At 66.5% G+C, this 16,656-nt stretch carries 14 protein-coding genes; 2 read left to right on the top strand and 12 right to left on the bottom strand.

Annotation, left to right across the window (positions count from 1 at the left end; translation table 11 throughout):
• Positions 1-6: 6 nt before the first annotated feature.
• The gene (locus AZKH_RS16355; RefSeq protein ID WP_015436899.1) at positions 7-480 is read right to left on the bottom strand and encodes a C-GCAxxG-C-C family protein; all 474 of its coding nucleotides are present in this window, start codon (positions 478-480) and stop codon (positions 7-9) included.
• 277 nt (positions 481-757) lie between these two features.
• On the opposite strand from AZKH_RS16355, the gene AZKH_RS16350 reads away from it, so the two are divergent.
• A complete protein-coding gene (locus tag AZKH_RS16350; RefSeq protein ID WP_015436898.1) occupies positions 758-961 on the top strand; it encodes a hypothetical protein in 204 nt (67 codons plus the stop codon).
• A 106-nt stretch (positions 962-1,067) separates the two neighbouring features.
• Positions 1,068-1,862: an alpha/beta hydrolase gene (locus AZKH_RS16345; RefSeq protein ID WP_197538727.1), complete on the top strand. Its 795-nt coding sequence runs from the start codon at positions 1,068-1,070 to the stop codon at positions 1,860-1,862.
• 167 nt (positions 1,863-2,029) lie between these two features.
• Here the strand turns inward: AZKH_RS16345 and AZKH_RS16340 are convergent, their stop codons facing one another.
• From AZKH_RS16340 to hutI, 11 genes are all read right to left on the bottom strand, one after another.
• A complete protein-coding gene (locus tag AZKH_RS16340; RefSeq protein WP_015436896.1) occupies positions 2,030-3,130 on the bottom strand; it encodes a dihydrolipoamide acetyltransferase family protein in 1,101 nt (366 codons plus the stop codon).
• Positions 3,127-4,107 (bottom strand): alpha-ketoacid dehydrogenase subunit beta, encoded by a 981-nt coding sequence (locus tag AZKH_RS16335; RefSeq protein WP_041656290.1) that lies wholly within the window; start codon positions 4,105-4,107, stop codon positions 3,127-3,129. Before AZKH_RS16335 ends, AZKH_RS16340 begins: the two co-directional genes overlap by 4 nt.
• Positions 4,100-5,185 carry a pyruvate dehydrogenase (acetyl-transferring) E1 component subunit alpha gene (pdhA, locus tag AZKH_RS16330; RefSeq protein WP_015436894.1) on the bottom strand — a complete coding sequence of 362 codons (1,086 nt, stop codon included), beginning with the start codon at positions 5,183-5,185 and terminating at the stop codon, positions 4,100-4,102. Before pdhA ends, AZKH_RS16335 begins: the two co-directional genes overlap by 8 nt.
• Before the next feature lie 143 nt (positions 5,186-5,328).
• The gene (hutC, locus tag AZKH_RS16325) at positions 5,329-6,042 is read right to left on the bottom strand and encodes a histidine utilization repressor (RefSeq protein ID WP_015436893.1); all 714 of its coding nucleotides are present in this window, start codon (positions 6,040-6,042) and stop codon (positions 5,329-5,331) included.
• Positions 6,043-6,093: 51 nt separating this feature from the next.
• Positions 6,094-7,731, bottom strand: coding sequence for an ATP-binding protein (locus AZKH_RS16320; protein WP_015436892.1), 1,638 nt, complete (start codon positions 7,729-7,731; stop codon positions 6,094-6,096).
• A 9-nt stretch (positions 7,732-7,740) separates the two neighbouring features.
• Positions 7,741-8,895, bottom strand: coding sequence for an amino acid ABC transporter substrate-binding protein (locus AZKH_RS16315; RefSeq protein ID WP_041656289.1), 1,155 nt, complete (start codon positions 8,893-8,895; stop codon positions 7,741-7,743).
• A 169-nt stretch (positions 8,896-9,064) separates the two neighbouring features.
• Entirely contained in the window at positions 9,065-11,062 is a 1,998-nt protein-coding gene (locus AZKH_RS26960) for an ATP-binding protein (RefSeq protein ID WP_015436890.1), read from the bottom strand.
• An 87-nt stretch (positions 11,063-11,149) separates the two neighbouring features.
• Positions 11,150-12,721: a histidine ammonia-lyase gene (gene hutH / locus AZKH_RS16305; protein WP_015436889.1), complete on the bottom strand. Its 1,572-nt coding sequence runs from the start codon at positions 12,719-12,721 to the stop codon at positions 11,150-11,152.
• Position 12,722: 1 nt separating this feature from the next.
• Positions 12,723-14,414 (bottom strand): urocanate hydratase, encoded by a 1,692-nt coding sequence (gene hutU / locus AZKH_RS16300; protein WP_015436888.1) that lies wholly within the window; start codon positions 14,412-14,414, stop codon positions 12,723-12,725.
• Between the two features lie 51 nt (positions 14,415-14,465).
• Entirely contained in the window at positions 14,466-15,413 is a 948-nt protein-coding gene (gene hutG / locus AZKH_RS16295) for a formimidoylglutamase (RefSeq protein WP_015436887.1), read from the bottom strand.
• Positions 15,403-16,629, bottom strand: a complete 1,227-nt coding sequence (hutI, locus tag AZKH_RS16290; protein WP_015436886.1) for an imidazolonepropionase — start codon at positions 16,627-16,629, stop codon at positions 15,403-15,405. The genes hutG and hutI overlap by 11 nt, the downstream gene beginning before the upstream one ends.
• Positions 16,630-16,656: the final 27 nt, after the last annotated feature.

Below are 16,656 nucleotides of genomic sequence, written 5' to 3'. Positions count from 1 at the left end.
GCTGGATCACGAGAGTGCGGGAGCGAGCAACTGTGCCGCCATTTCGGCTGTTCGCCCCGTATAAAGGCGGCAGCGCTCGTACAGCCGTTCGTCCTTGAATTTCGTCTGGCCTTCGGCCGTCCCGAGGTCGCAGCCGAGCAGTTCGTCGCAGTTCCGGGCGCCGAACTCATGCTCGAAGGCCCGGATGAGCTCCTGTGTCACGGCGTAAGCGGATTGGACCGATTTCGAGCTGTCGTCACGGCCCAACGCAAGACCGACTCCCATCAGCGCGCCGGTGAGCGCTCCGCACGGGCCGCAACTACGGGCCATGCCACTGCAAAACGCCGTCGCGACCTTGGGCAGGAGTTCGGACTTCACGCCTTGGGCGGCTGCCAATGCGGACAGCACGCTCTCGGCGCAATAGAGCCCGGAGGCAAACGCGTCCTCCGCGGCTTGCCGGACACTTTCTGAAGAGGGGATGGACGTCGGTCGGTCTTCCATAGGAGAAAAGTGCAGCATCAGAAGTTGATTACTTTCGCATGGGGTGCCAAGACGGAATTGCCGCCGACACGGGACAAGGTCGAGGAGGGCGCCTGAGGAATTCGCATGTGGGGGCGCGTGTCGTCGTTTTTTTCGAGCGGGAAGTCGGTCCGTGGCATCGCATTGAGCCCCTCGGTTGTGGACTTTCAGGTCGTGCGCAGTCGCGCAATACGATGACATGTTAGCGCAATGGCATAGTTGTGAGAATTCACTGCTGCGCGATAATTGGAGCCCAGCCATGAAAATCTCTGACGACCTCTTCGCCCTCCGTTTGGTCCTCCAGCTGCCTGCAAAGGCGCTCAAGGCCGACACACTGAAGAACCAGGCCGAGGTGCTCGTGTTTGCGGCGCGGCTTGCGGCGGACGAGACGATGCACTGGACAGCACTGTCCGATGTGCTGGCGCAGGCGGAGCCTGCAAAGGCGCTGAGTTTTGGTGCCTGAGCCGCGCGACGATCCAGCTGCGCCCGCAGGGGCCTTAGCTACCGGCAGATCGCCTCTGCCGGCGGCGTCTCGTCCGCGCATCCTGACCCGCCGCCGCGCGCTCGGCGTGCTGGCGGCGATTGGCATTGCCCACGGTGCCTTGCTCGCATACTTCTATGTCGGTCAGGAAAGCTTGATCTTTCATCCGGAGCCGCTGCCTGCGGATTTCCGCTTCGCGTTCGATCCGCGCGAACAGCGCGTCGACGAAGTACGGATCGCCGTGCCGGGCGGCGAGATCGATGCACTCCATTTCCGCCAGCCTGCGCCGCGAGGGCTGGTGTTCTATCTGCACGGCAACAGCGGCAATCTGGCGACCTGGACGACGCACATTGATTTCTACCGCCGTATCAATTACGACCTCTTCATGATCGATTACCGGGGCTTCGGCAAGAGCCGCGGGACGATCACGAGCGAGGCGCAACTACACGCAGACGTGCGTGCCGCATGGGATCGCATTGCGCCGGCCTATGCCGGCAAACCGGTCGTGATCCTCGGCCGCTCGTTGGGAACTGCGCTCGCGACACGGCTCGCGCGTGACGTGAATCCGGCGCTGCTGGTGCTGGTGACGCCGTTTACGAGCCTTCTCGATCTCGCGCGGTTGCACGAGCCGCTCGCGCCGACCTGGCTGCTGAAATATCCGTTACGCAGCGACGCGCTGATCGGCGATGTCAGGAGTCCTGTGTTGCTGATCCACGGCACGCGCGACACGCTCACGCCGCTCGCACACGCGGAGCGCTTGCGCTCCCTTATACGCTCCCCGGCGCAGCTGCTGGTAATCGACGGCGCGACGCACGACGACATCCACGAATATCCAGATTATGCTAACGTGCTCGGCGAAAGGCTCGAGGCTTTGGGGCGCTGACCAGCGCATCGGGCGGACCCGCCACGAAGGGCGTCCGTCGTCGTTCCGCAGCAGTTTCGCCCGGACAGTCTTCCCCATGCGTCGCCGGACGCCAGAAAGCCGTCCGCTCGCCGGATGCAAAACGGCCGTCCGCGAATCGGGACGGCCGTCGGGGCAGGGAGTCGACACTAGTCGGATCGGCTCAGATCCGCGATCACCGCCGCGAGGAACCTCGCCGCCTCCCCGCCGGTGACGACGCGGTGGTCGAAGGTCAGGCTCAGTGGCAGCACGCGATGGACGACGGGCTTGCGGTCGATGGCTATCACCTGATCGTGCACGCGCCCGGCGCCGAGGATCGCGACCGTCGGCGGCATGACGATCGGCGCGGCGTATTTCGCGCCGAGCATGCCGAAGTTCGACAGCGTGATCGTGTTGCCGCGCAGCTCCTCGGGCGGCATCTTGCGGGAGGCGATCGCGGCGCGCATGTTGTCGAGGCCGCGGCGCAGGTCGGCCGCATCACGATTCGCGACGTCGCGCAGTACCGGCACGAAGAGCCCGTCGGGAAGGTCGACCGCGATGCCGACGTCGATCTTCGTCAGCACCCGGCGCGCCATCGTGTGGCCTTCGTACCAGGCGTTGAGCCCGGGCTCGGCGCGGCAGCCGGCGACGAGCGCACGCACGAGGCGGATCGTGATGTCCTCGCCCTTCTTCCACGCGTCGATGTCCGCGTCGTCGATGACGGTCGCTGCCGCGACTTCGTCCTGGGCGAGGGCCATGTTCTGCGCCATCGCGCGCCGCACGCCGCGCAGGATCTCGGGCGGGCCGAGCTCGGAGAGGATCTTCGCGACGCGTTGCACGTCCCCTGCGGTGATGACGCCGTCCGGCCCGGAAGGGGTGACCATCGCGAGTTCGACGTTGAGCTTCTGGGCCATTGCGCGTACGGCCGGCGTCGCCTTGATCGTCGCACCGCGCGCTCCCACTGCCGCCGGCGCCTCCTGCTTCACCTGATGGCCGACCTGCATCGCGCCGACCACGGTGCCGGCATCGGCATCGGCCGCGCCTTCGAAGCCGACCAGCGGTGCGCCGACATGGACGAGCTGACCGACGTCGGCGAAGAGCTTCTCGATGCGACCCGCCTGAGGCGAGGGGATCTCGACGATCGCCTTGGCGGTTTCGACCGAGATCAGCGGCTGATCGGCCTTGATCTCGTCGCCGACCTTGACGTGCCACTCGACGACTTCCGCTTCCTGCAGACCTTCGCCCAGATCGGGCAGTTTGAAGATTTTCATGCGGCCTCCATCGTTTTCCTGACGCCGGCGACGATGCGGGCGACGCTCGGCATGTACTGATGTTCGAGGCGCGAGAGCGGCACGACGACATCGTAGCCGGTGACGCGCTGCACCGGCGCGAGGAGCGAATAGAGCCCGTGTTCGGCGAGGTTCGCGGCGACTTCGGCGCCAAAGCCGGCGGTGCGCGGCGCCTCCTGAACGATCACGCAGCGGCCCGTGCGGCTCACCGAATCAAGGATCGTCGTCATGTCGAGCGGCTTGAGTGTGGCGATGTCGATCACTTCGGCGGAGATGCCTTCCTGCTCGAGTGCGTCGGCGGCGGCGAGCGTCTCATGCACCATCGCGCCCCAGCTCACGAGCGTCACGTCGGTCCCCGCGCGCAGCGTGAAGCAGACGTCCAGCGGCAGCGCTTCGCCGTCGTCGGCGACCTCCTGCTTGTAGAGGCGGTAGAGGCGCGTCGGTTCGAGGAAGATCACCGGGTCGGGATCGCGGATCGCGGCGAGCAGCAGGCCGTAGGCGCGCGACGGCGACGAAGGCATCACGACGCGCAGGCCCGGCATGTGCGCGAACATCGCCTCGGGGCTTTCGGAGTGATGCTCGGGGGCGTGGATGCCGGCACCGGAGGGTGCGCGCAGAACCATGGGGCAGGTCAGCCGCCCGCGCGTGCGGTTACGCAGGCGTCCCGCGTGGTTGATGATGTGGTCGACGGTCGGGTAGATGAAGCCCGAGAACTGGATCTCCGCGACAGGTTTCAGCCCCATCGCCGCCATGCCGATCGCGGTGCCGGCGATCGCGGTTTCGGCGAGCGAGGTGTCGATCACGCGCTCGGTGCCGAAGCGTTGCTGTAGGCCGACTGTTGCGCGGAACACGCCACCGTTGACCCCGATATCTTCGCCCAGCAGCACGACCGAGGGGTCATGCTCCAGCTCGTAGGCCATTGCGTGATTGAGCGCTTCGACGAGGTTGAGCTCAGACATGATCGCCTCCTTCCGCTGCCGCATGGAGCGCGTCGTCGAGTTGCGACTGCATCGCCGCAGGCAGGGTCGCGTACAGGTTGCGGAACATGTCGTCGGTCGTGGGCGGTGGCGCCGCGAGGTAGTCGTCGACGGCCTTCGCGACCGCGTCGCCGCATTCCTTCAGCAGCTGTTCTTCCTGCTGCGGGCCCCAGGCCTTGATGCGGACGAGGTAGTTGCGCAGGCGGCGGATCGGCTCGTTGGTCCATTGTTCCTCGACGGTCGCCGCATCGCGGTAGCGGCTCGCGTCGTCGGCGGTGGTGTGGTCGCCGAGGCGGTAGCTCAACGCCTCGATCAGCGTCGGCCCTCCGCCGCTGCGGGCCTTGTCGATTGCGCGGCGTGCGGCGTCGTACATCGCGATGATGTCGTTGCCGTCGACCTGCCAGCCTTCGACGCCGGCCGCGATGGCCTTCTGCGCAAGCGTCGGGGTGACGGTCTGCAGCGTGCGCGGCACCGAGATCGCCCACTGGTTGTTGTTCACGACGACGACCAGCGGCGCCTTCCACACCGCGGCGAGGTTGAGCCCCTCGTAGAAGTCGCCCTTCGAGGTCGCGCCGTCGCCGAGGAAACAGGCCGCGACGCGGGCTTCCTTGCGCAGCTTGAAGGCGTAGGCGACGCCCGCCGCATGGCAGACCTGGGTTGCGATCGGCACGCAGATCGGGAAGTCCAGGCGCGGCACGGCGAAGTTGCTGCCGGTCTCGTCGCCGCCCCAGTAGAGCAGGCTTTCGGTCATCGTGACGCCGCGGACGAACTGCGCCGCGTGGTCGCGGTAGGAGGGGACGAGGACGTCTTCGGGGCGCATCGCGCTCGCCGTGCCGACGCCGATCGCCTCCTGCCCGAGGGCGGAGGCGAAGGTTCCGATCTTGCCGGTGCGCTGCATCGCGATCGCCTTGGTGTCGAAGACGCGCGTGAGTTGCATCGCCCGGTAGAGCGGGATCAGGTTTGCGGGGTCCAGCGCGAAGTCCGGTAGGGCCTGCGTCGCCTCGCCTTGAGGGTCGAGAAATCGGGTGTACTCGACCTGGAACTGACCGACGGTAGTCATGGCTAGCTCCTCGCTCCCGGTTTGCTGCAGTCTAGACCACGACTGGCGGGTATCGGTTCGCCGGCTTCCCGTAGGTGGGGAAAATTGTTACTCGGGCGTGCGAATTTTCATGCTCGCGTGTATCGCGATGCAGCGGCCTGGCGTCAGCGTTGGCTGCGCATCGTCGAGCGTAACTTGTAGCGGTCGCCTGGATGCATGAGGCGCGCGTAGCTGACGAGATGTTCGTCCGACCAGGTGCGGCGGATCATCAAGAGGCAGGGCGTTGCGGTCGTCGTATCGAGCCAGGCGGCGGTCTGTGCGTCCGCGAGGACGGCTTCGACGACGTGCTCGACGTCCGAGATCGGGCAGGCGGCGACGAGGACTTCGTTGGGCGTGTGCTGCGAGAAGTCGGTGTCGAGGTAGTGCGGCACCCACTTGGGATTGACGAAGCGCTCTTCGAGCTGGATCGGACGGCCGTTTTCGCGATGCACGATCAAGGTATGGAAGACGCGCGTGCCGACCCGCACGCCCAGGTGCAGCGCGACCTCGTCGTCGGCGTCGATGGCGTCGCGGCAGAGGACGTCGTTGCTGTACTCGTTGCCGCGCGCGCGCACTTCGGCGGCGATGTTGAGCACTTCATGCAGCGGGGATTCGGCCTTGCGGTCGGTGACGAAGGTGCCGAGCCCGGGCTGGCGGACGAGGTGGCCGGTATGCACGAGGTCGCGGATCGCCTTGTTGGCGGTCATGCGGCTCACGCCGAAATCGCGCGCGAGCTGCTCCTCGGGCGGGATCTGGTGATGGGCCGGCCAGGTGCCGCCGCGTATCCGTTCGAGCAGGAAATCCTTGATCTGCTGGTAGCGGGGAGAGGGGCTGTCCACGGAGGTCCTTGGGGCGGGCTGCAATCGACCAATGATACAGACGCCGACGTATCAGGCCACGGCTTCGGCTTTCTCGGGCTGACGGATCGGCAGCCGGATGCGGAAGAGGGCGCCTTGTCCCGGCGCGCTCTCGACCTCGATGATGCCCTGGTGCTTGCGCACGATGCCATAGCTCAGCGATAGCCCGAGGCCGGTGCCTTGTCCGACCGGCTTGGTGGTGAAGAAGGGTTCGAACAGTTTGGGCAGGTGTTCCGGGGCGATGCCCTTGCCGGTATCGACGAATTCGATCGTGACGTCGCGCTCGGTCGCCGCGGTACGGATCGTGATGGTGCCCTTTTCGGAGATGGCCTGCGCCGCGTTGACGAGCATGTTCATGAAGACCTGATTGAGCTCGGACGGCAGGCACTGCACCTCAGGCAGATCGCCGAATTCCTTGACGACCGTGGCCTTGTACTTGATTTCGTTCCAGACGATGTTGAGGGTCGTTTCGATGCCTTTGTGCAGGTCGGCCAGCTGCCAGGTGCCGGTGCCGACGTGCGAGAACTCCTTCAGGTCCTGGACGATCTTGCGCACGCGGGCCAGGCCTTCCTTCGATTCATTGAGCAGCGGCACGACGTCCTGCCTGACGTACTCGATATCGATCTCGCGGCGGACGCTGTCGATGTCCTGCGCCGCGGTTTGATCGCTGCGCACGAGGGGTTCATGGCGCTCGTAGGTGTCCAGCACGCGCAGCAGATCGCGCAGGTATTCGTCGAGCGTGCCGAGATTGGAAGTCACGAAACCGATCGGATTGTTGATCTCGTGCGCGACGCCTGCAGCAAGCTGGCCGATCGAGGCCATCTTTTCCGATTGCAGCAGTTGTTGGTGCGTCCGGACGAGCTCCTCGTTGGTCTGCTGCAAGCGCGTGTTGGCTTCGGTCAGCTCGCGCGTGCGTTCCTCGACGCGTTCTTCGAGTTCGTCGCGGTAGCGTTCGAGCGCGGCGGACTTATCCCCGAGGTCGGCCATCATCTTGCTGATCGACGTGCTCAGGTACTCCAGTTCGGCGACGCCGGTGTAGCGGGGCGGTCGGCCCTCCTTCAGATCGGCGATCATGGACTGGATCGGGTGCCGCATCAGTGCGGTGAGGTAGATCATGAAGAGGAATGCGGTGCCACCGAGGAAACCCCCGGCCACCCAGGCGCCCAGCGTCAGTTCGTGGCGCAGGTGTTCATAGGCGCGGTTGTCCTGCATCACCGTGATGCGCCATCGCCATGGCGAGAACTCGACGGTATAGGTGTGAAAGCGCTCGCCGTCCATTTCCAGGTGCAGCACTTCATCGATTGCGGGGGGTGTCGGCGGGGCGATGTTCAGGTCGCCGAGATTTGTCTGAACTTCGCGCGCTTCGTCGTAGACGGCGACCTGCAGGCCCTGGCTGCGGGCGAAGTCCTCGATGCTGAGCATCGTGTTGATCCGGCTTTCCCGGATTTCCCTGTCGCCGCCGTCCGGTCCGGGCGGCAGCATGTTCCGCAGATTGTCTTCCGCGATCTGCCGCACCATGAAGGCGCGCCAGCGCAGGTTGGTGTCGGCCTGCTTGTCGGCGAAGCGCTGGGTCACATAGAGCGCGAACCCGATCGTCGCCGCTCCGACCAGGAGCGTGATGCCGATGATCGGTGCGAGGATGCGGAAGGTCAGGTAGCGGTGGAAGAACAACGGTGCCCCCTAAAGACCGAGCCGGGCGATGGAAGTGCGGACCTCGGGCGGCCAGACGATCTCGCGGCGACCGCGCTGCCACTGGATGATCAGCGGCGGGCGTCGCGTCAGCATGCCCGCCTGATCGACGGTATAACGGCCGATGATGACGTTGCAGTCAAGGCTTGCCAAGGTGTCGCGCAGCAACCGGCGGTCGAGGCGGCCGACGCGCTTCAAGGCCTCCTCCAGCAGCTGCCCCGCGGCATAGGCCTGGGCCGCGAGGAAGGAGGGCTGCTGGTTGAAGCGGGAGTTGAACTGGCGGATGAAATCGGCCGAACCGGCGAAGGGCAATTCGCTGCGAGGTTCCCAGGTCGACGTCGCCAGGACTCGATCCGCGTCGCCGGCGAGCTCGTCGCCAAATTTGTCGAGCGTCGGCCCGACCGAGGCGTAGAACGCGGCAGGGCGCCAGCCGATGCGCTTCAATGCCTGAGTCATCCTGACGGATTCGTCGAATTGCCCGGCCATCAGCAGGGCCGAGGCGCCCGACTCGCGCGCGATGCGGGCCGCGGGCTCCAGATCGGGGGTTCCTGCGGCAATTCCCTGCGTCGAGACGATGCGGATCCCGTATTCGGAGGCCCATTTGCGGGTTCCGTCGACGAGGGTTACTGCGTAAACGTCCGGCGTACTGACGATGGCCAGCGTGCTGATTCCCGCGTCGGCCAACAGCGTCAGGAAACCCACCGTTTGTCGGCTGGCGGGGGGAATCGTGGCGAAGATGTAGCGGTAACCCTGTTTCCAGATCTCATCGGAGGCGGCGCCGGCGGCGAGCAGCGGATAGCCGTAGCGGTCCGCGATCGGAGCGACGGCATAGGTGATGCCGCTGGAGAATGGCGAGAACAGGAGGTCGACCCGGTTGTGCTGGATCAGATCCTCGTAGATCGCGCGCGCCGCGTCCGGACTGCTGCGGTCATCCCGGACGAGCAGTTCGACGGGGCGGCCGAGCAGCCCGCCGCGCCGGTTGACCTGGGCCATCCACAGCTGATATGCCTTGTGCTGCATGTCGCCGTTGTTGGCGTAGGCGCCGCTGAGACTGAGCGAGACTCCGATTCGCAGTGGCGGGCCGACGGAGTCCGCCGCCCGACCGACCCCGATCGGGGCGAGCACTGCGCCGGCCAGGAGCTGCAAGGCGCGCCTCCTGCCTTTCTCGTCGCACAACATTTTCGCAGCTCCCTATGCGGCTTTGCGCCACAATATGACATTGTGGGTCGATTTGTCGCAAGGTGCTTCCGTTACGCCTTGTGAAATATGCCGGGAGATAGTGCAGTTGGCATGCGGTACGATCGATGGCGGCGGCTCAGGCGCTCTCATTAAGCACGGCCTCGGGCGCCTGACGGACGGGCAGGCAGATGCGGAAGCGCGTGCCTTTGCCGAGGGTGCTGTCGACCTCGATCGTGCCCCGATGCTTGCGGACGATGCCGTAGCTGAGCGAAAGTCCAAGGCCGGATCCCTGGCCCGCGGGCTTGGTCGTGAAGAAGGGCTCGAAAAGCCGCGAGAGGTGTCCGGGAGCGATCCCCTTGCCGTCGTCGGCGATCTCGATCGCGACGCGGTCGGACCCGATCGCTGCGGTGCGGATGGTGATCGTGCCTTTATCGCCGATGGCGTGGGCCGCATTAACCAGCAGGTGCATGAACACCTGGTTGAGTTCGGACGGCAGGCATTCGATCTCGGGTAGCAGGCCGAAGTCCTTGACCAGGGTGGCCTTGCACTTGATCTCGTTCCACACGATGTTGAGCGTGGAGTCGATGCCTTTGTGCAGATCAGCGAACTGCCAATCGTCGTTGGCGGGATGGGAGAATTCCTCCAGGTCCTGGACGATCCTGCGCACGTGTGTGAGCCCGTCCCGGGATTCGCGGAGCAGGGCCACCGAGTCCTCTTTCAGCTGGTCGACATCGACCCCCTTCCGCACATCGTTGATTTCCCGCGCGGCGCCTGCGTCGTGCCGCATCACGGCTTCATGCCGCTCATAGACCGCCAATACTTGCAAAAGCTTGCGCAGGTGCTTGTGAACCGTGCCGAGATTGCCGTTGACGAAACCGATCGGGCTATCGATTTCGTCGGCAATGCCCGCGGCAAGTTGGCCGACGGCTGCAAGCTTCTCGGATTGCAGCAATTGGGCCGTGGTCTGTTCGAGGCGCCGGTTCAGGCGATGGAATTCCTCAGCGCGAGCGCGGATTTCGGCTTCGGCACGCTTGCGCTCGCCGATGTCGACCAGAGTCAGGACCTTGCCGCTCATCGTATTGCCGTCGAGGATCGGCGATACGGCAAGCAAGAGCGACAGGGGTGTGCCGCTTGTCCCCGGCAGTTCGATTTCCCGGATTGCCGTGTCGGGGATCCCTGCCGGCGACGCGAACCAGTCGGCGATCGCCGGCAGCAATTCGGCGGCGGACTTCCCGGCGAGGGTCTCTCCAGGCGCGTGGAATAGCTCGCGGGCCCTCCGGTTGGCGCGCTTGATCCGGCCGCTCGCGCCGATCACCAGTACGCCTTCGCTCATCGAGTCGATGATCGCTTCGAGGTGCTGGCGCGACACCATCGTGTTGTCCAGCGCTTGGGCCATGTCGTTGAAGGCGCCGGCGAGTTCGCCGATTTCGTCCCGCGATGTGATCGGTGCACGCAATTCGAGATTGCCGCCGCCCAGCCCGATGGCAACGTTGCGCAGCGTCACGATCGGCCGGGTCAGGCGCCGGCTGAAGTAGATCCCGCCCAGCAAGGTGGCGAGCATGGCGAGGGCCGTGCCGACCGCGACCGTCCGCGCATGCTCGGCGACCGTCGTCGTGACGGTTTCCTGATATTCCTCGAGCTCGGCGGATTCGCACTGCAGGGCGGTGTCGACGGCAAGGAGGAGGGCGTTCAGCGCCTTGTCCCGCTCCACGTCCGCCTGCCGCGTGCTCGTTGCACCGGCCTGTTCGTGCTTGCGCGCGAGCGCATGCAAATTCGCAACGCTGGCATGGACCGGTTTGGCCATGTCCTGCTCGTTCGCGAAATAACGATTCATCAGTTCGCGATAACGTTCATCGGCCTTGACCAATGCGTCGAGCGGTGGAATTGCCGCGTTTGCGGCAGGCCCTTCGTCGCTGGCCGCTTCGTTCCAATGATGGCCATGCGCTGCCGCCTCGACGCGCATGGCCTGGTATCGAATTTCCTGCAGAGTGGACACCACCGGCTGGGTGCGATTGACTGCGTAGTCGAACTCATCCCCGACGCGCATGATCTCGCGGTGGCCTAGTACCCCGATGACGAGCGCGAGCATACCCAGAACAAGGTAGCTGAATCGGAGCTTCGCGGCGATCGTCATCGGATGTCTGGCAGAGAGGTCACATGAGCTTGAATCATAAGCGAAAATCTTGTTTCGCGCGAGGCGAATCCGGAAATGCTTATGTTCTTATTGTTGCGAAGGAAGTAATCCGATTGGCATTAATGAAGATAGCGTCCGTTCGGTGAGCAGAGCGGTTGCAGCGGCGATGTCGGGCGCGAAGAAGCGGTCGACGTCATAGAACGGCACTTTCGCGCGCAGTGCGGCGCGCGCTTCCTCCAGCTTCGGCGAGCTCTTGCGGCCGTTACGGAAGTCGAGACCCTGGCACGCGGCGAGCCATTCGACGGCGAGGATGCCGCGCACGTTGTCAGCCATCGCCCATAGACGGCGGCCGGCGTTCGGGGCCATCGAGACATGGTCTTCCTGGTTGGCCGAGGTCGGCAGGCTGTCGACGCTGGCGGGGTGGGCCAGCGCCTTGTTGTCGCTCGCGAGCGCGGCGGCGGTAACCTGCGCGATCATGAAGCCGGAATTGACGCCGCCGTTGGCGACGAGGAAGGCCGGGAGCTGGGACATGTTCTTGTCCATCATCAGCGAGATGCGCCGTTCGGCGAGTGCGCCGATTTCGGCGATTGCGAGTGCGAGGTTGTCGGCGGCCATCGCGACGGGTTCGGCGTGGAAGTTGCCGCCCGAGAGGATGTCGTCCTCGTCGGGGAAGACGAGCGGATTATCCGAGACGGCGTTCGCTTCGACCGCGAGCACCTCGGCAGCCTGACGGATCTGCGTCAGGCAGGCGCCCATGACCTGCGGCTGGCAGCGCAGCGAGTAGGGGTCCTGCACCTTGCCGCAGGCGACGTGGGACTGCGCGATCTCGCTCGTGTCTTCGAGAAGAAGACGGTAGGCCGCGGCCGCGTCGATCTGGCCGCGCTGGCCGCGTGCGGCGTGGATGCGGGCGTCGAAGGGCACGCGCGAGCCGAGCGCGGCTTCGATCGTGAGGCTGCCGCAGACGGTGGCGGCGGCGTAGAGGTCTTCGGCGTCGAAGAGGCCGCGCAGCGCGTAGGCGGTCGAGACCTGCGTGCCGTTCAAGAGCGCGAGGCCTTCTTTTGCGGCGAGCGTCAGCGGTTCGAGGCCCGCAATCGCGAGCGCCTCGCGCGCGGGCAGCCACTTGCCGCGATGGCGCGCGCGGCCTTCGCCGAGGAGCGTGAGCGACATGTGGGCGAGCGGGGCGAGGTCGCCCGAGGCGCCGACGGAGCCCTTGGCCGGAATCTCGGGATAGACGTCGGCGTTGATCAACGCGATCAGCGCGTCGATGACTTGCCGGCGGATGCCGGAGAAGCCGCGGGCGAGGCTGTTCGCCTTCAGCAGCAGGATCAGGCGCACCGTCGCGTCGTCGAGCGCCTCGCCGACCCCGCAGGCGTGCGACAGCACGAGCGAGCGTTGCAGGGTTTCGAGGTCCTCGTGCGCGATGTGCGTTTGGGCGAGGAGGCCGAAGCCGGTGTTGATGCCGTAGGCGACGCGGTCCTCGTCGATGACGCGGCGCACGCAGGCGACGCTGCGCTCGATGGCCGGCGAAGCGGCTTCGGGCAGCGTCACGCGCAGCGAGTGCTGCCATGCGAGGCGCAGTTGCGCGAGCGTGAGCTGGCCTGGAACGAGCGTCAGGTCGGTGCTTGGGTCGATGCGCGGGTCGAGATTCAGTTCGGTCACATCAGGCTCCTTTCGCGGCGTCGAGCATTGGCAGATCGAGGCCGTTCTCGCGCGCGCAGTCGCGGGCGGACTCGTAGCCGGCATCCGCATGGCGCATCACGCCGGTGCCCGGGTCGTTGCGCAGCACGCGGCCGAGCCGGGCGTGGGCCTCCGGCGTGCCGTCGGCGACGATCACGACGCCCGCATGCTGGGAGTAGCCCATGCCGACACCGCCGCCATGGTGCAGCGACACCCATGTCGCGCCGCCGGCGGTGTTGAGGAGTGCATTCAACAGCGGCCAGTCGGACACCGCGTCCGAGCCGTCCATCATGCTCTCGGTTTCGCGGTTGGGGCTCGCGACCGAGCCCGAGTCGAGGTGGTCGCGGCCGATGACGATCGGGGCCTTCAATTCGCCCTTCGCGACCATCTCGTTGAAGGCTTGGCCGAGGCGGGCGCGGTCCTTGAGGCCGACCCAGCAGATGCGCGCCGGCAGGCCCTGGAAGCTGATGCGTTCGCGAGCCATGTCGAGCCAGCGATGCAGGTGCGGATTGTCGGGGATCAGCTCTTTGACCTTTGCATCGGTCTTGTAGATGTCCTCCGGGTCGCCTGAGAGCGCGACCCAGCGGAAGGGGCCGATGCCTTGGCAGAAGAGCGGTCGGATGTAGGCCGGGACGAAGCCGGGGAAGGCGAAGGCATCGGCCACCCCTTCGTCGAGCGCCATCTGCCGGATGTTGTTGCCGTAGTCGAAGGTCGGCACGCCCATCGCGTGGTAGGCGAGCATCGCGCGCACGTGCTGGACCATCGAACGCTTCGCGGCGGCGACGACGGCTTCGGGCTCGCGTTGGCCGCGCGCGACGTAGTCGTCCCAGGTCCAGCCGATCGGCAGGTAGCCGTGCAGCGGATCGTGGGCGCTGGTCTGGTCCGTGACCATGTCCGGGCGCACGCCGCGGCGCACGAGTTCGGGCAGGATTTCGGCGGCGTTGCCGCACAGGCCGATCGACACTGCCGCGCCTTGGCGAGTGTAGCGCTCGATGCGGGCGAGGGCGTCGTCGAGGTCGGCCGCCTGTTCGTCGAGGTAACGGGTACGCAGGCGGAAGTCGATGCGCGACTGCTGACATTCGATGTTCAGCGAGCACGCACCGGCCAGCGTCGCCGCAAGCGGTTGCGCGCCCCCCATGCCGCCGAGGCCGGCGGTGAGCACCCAGCGGCCCTTGAGGTCGCCGCCATAGTGCTGGCGCCCAGCCTCGGCGAAGGTTTCAAAAGTGCCCTGCACGATGCCCTGGGAGCCGATGTAGATCCACGAGCCGGCGGTCATCTGGCCGTACATCATCAGGCCCTTGCGGTCGAGCTCGTTGAAGTGCTCCCAGTTCGCCCACGCCGGCACGAGGTTGGAATTCGCGAGCAGCACGCGCGGCGCATCGCGATGAGTTTCGAAGACGCCGACGGGCTTGCCGGACTGGATCAGCAGGGTCTGGTTTTCCTCGAGGCGGCACAGCACTTCGACGATCTTGTCGAAGCACTGCCAGTCGCGCGCCGCACGGCCGATGCCGCCATAGACGACGAGATCCTCGGGACGCTCGGCGACGGCCGGGTCGAGATTGTTCATCAGCATGCGCAGCGGCGCTTCGGTGAGCCAGCTCTTCGCGCTGCGCTCGGTGCCGGTCGGTGCAGCAATCCTGCGGCTCGGGTCGTGGCGGGGATCGGGACTCGTCATCGTGTTCTCCTCCGGTGTCCTTCTTGGTGTCGTTGGGTGACGGCCTTGGCGTCAGCCGTTCAGCGTCAGGGTGTGGATCAGCCGCGCGGCGACGCGGGCCGTGCGGTGGTCGAGATCGAATTCGGGGTTCAGCTCGGCGAGCTCGGCGAGGCGGACCTTGCCGCTGTCGCGCACGCGTTCGACGAGCGGTTCGAGCAGTGCGAGCGGCACGCCGTGCGCGGCCGGTGCGCTGACGCCCGGGGCTTCCCAGGCGGGCAGCACGTCGAGGTCTATCGTCAGATGCACGTGGTCGCAGCCGGCGATGAAGGCATCCAGCGCCTTGCCGATGTCCGCGAGACTCGCAGGGGTGACCTCGCGATCCTCCCGGACCAGCACGTCGAGGTCGGCGGCGCGCCGGAAGAGCGCCCGCGTGTTCGAGGCGCGGCTCACGCCGATGCAGGCATAGCGGAAGGGCCAGCCGCGGATGGCGCAGGCCTCGGCGATCTGCGTGAAGGGCGTGCCCGACGAAGTCACCGGCGCGGGGTCGCGCAGGTCGAAATGCGCGTCGAAATTGACGATCCCGATCCGCGGTGTGCGGCCTGCTTTCCGCGCGAGGTGACCGGCGAGGCCTTCCCAGCTGCCGTACGCGACTTCGTGCCCTCCGCCCATCACGATGGGGAAATGCCCGGCGGCGAGTAGCTCGGTCACGTTTTCGGAGAGGCGCGCCTGCGCCGCTTCGAGCCCGCCCTCGGTGCAGACGATGTCGCCGGCGTCGAAGGCCGGGCCTTCGCGATGCCACGCGACGTTCGCGAGCGCCTTGCGGATCGCCGCGGGGGCGTGCGCTGCGCCCGGGCGGCCCTGGTTGCGCCGCACGCCTTCGTCGCAGGCGAAACCGATGAGCGCGACACCGGGACGGTCGGCGTCTTCGATCGGACGGATGACCTGGTGCCAGCGCAGCGTGTCGGGTTCGGGGTCGATGCGCCCGGTCCAGGAATCGAAAGTGGGACGATCAGCGCTCATGGGTTCGCTCCTGCGTGATCTCTCCATCGAAAATGCGCTGCCGCAGCCGGCCGGCCTGTACGGCGTACGCGAGTTCGTTCGAGCGCTCGACGTCCCACACGCACAGGTCCGCGCGCAGGCCTTCGGCGATGCGTCCGACGTCCGCGAGGTTCAGCGCGCGTGCGCCATTGGTCGTCATGCCGGCGAGCGCTTCGCGCGGCGTCAGGCGAAACAGCGTGCAGGCGAGGTTCAGCATCAGCGTCGGCATGAACATCGGCGAGCTTCCCGGGTTCGCGTCGGTCGCGACGGCGATCGGCACGCCGTGGCGACGCAGCGCGTCGATCGGGGGCTGCTGCGATTCCCGCAGCGTGAGGTAGGCGCCCGGCAGCAAGGTGGCGACCGTGCCGGCCTCCGCCATCGATTCGACACCTGCGTCGTCGAGATAATCGATGTGGTCTGCCGACAGCGCGCCGTGACGGGCCGCGAGCGCGGCGCCGCCGAGATTGGAGAGCTGCTCCGCGTGCGCCTTGACGCGCAGGCCATGACGCGCCGCCGCCGAGAAGACGCGCTCGCACTGGGCCGGGCTGAACGCGATGCCCTCGCAGAACACGTCGACGGCATCGGCGAGACCATCCGCCGCCGCGGCCGGGATCATCTCGTTGCAGACGAGGCGGATATAGGCGTCGCTGTCGTCCTGGTATTCGAGGGGCAGGGCGTGGGCGCCCAGCAGCGTCGTGACGACGCGGACCGGCCGGATTTCGCCGAGCCGGCGCGCGGCACGCAGCATCTTCAACTCGTCTGCGACCGTCAGCCCGTAGCCGGACTTGATCTCGACCGTTGTCACGCCGTCTGCGAGGAGTGCGTCGAGACGGGGCAGCGTGGCGGCAACCAGCTCGTCCTCGCTCGCGTCGCGGGTCGCGCGAACCGTGCTCAGGATCCCGCCGCCCGCCTGCGCGACTTCGGCATAACTCGCCCCTTCGAGACGCAGCGCGAACTCGCCCGCGCGGGAGCCGGCAAAGACGAGGTGCGTGTGGCAATCGACGAGGCCCGGCGTCATCACGCCGCCATGCCCCATGTCGGTGACGCCGGCGAGGTCGGCCGCATCGAGTTCGGCATCGCGACATAGCTTCGCGACGCGACCGTCCGCAACGAGCACCGCCATCGGATCGGCCAGCTCGTGCTGCCCATCGAAGACGGTGATATCGCGCCACAGGAGGCGAGAGCGCTTGTCGGCCATGGGAGGCTCCTGATGAAGTTGTATATA

This window comes from Azoarcus sp. KH32C, assembly GCF_000349945.1.
GTDB lineage: Bacteria > Pseudomonadota > Gammaproteobacteria > Burkholderiales > Rhodocyclaceae > Aromatoleum.
This window is presented reverse-complemented; position numbering and strand designations above follow the sequence as displayed.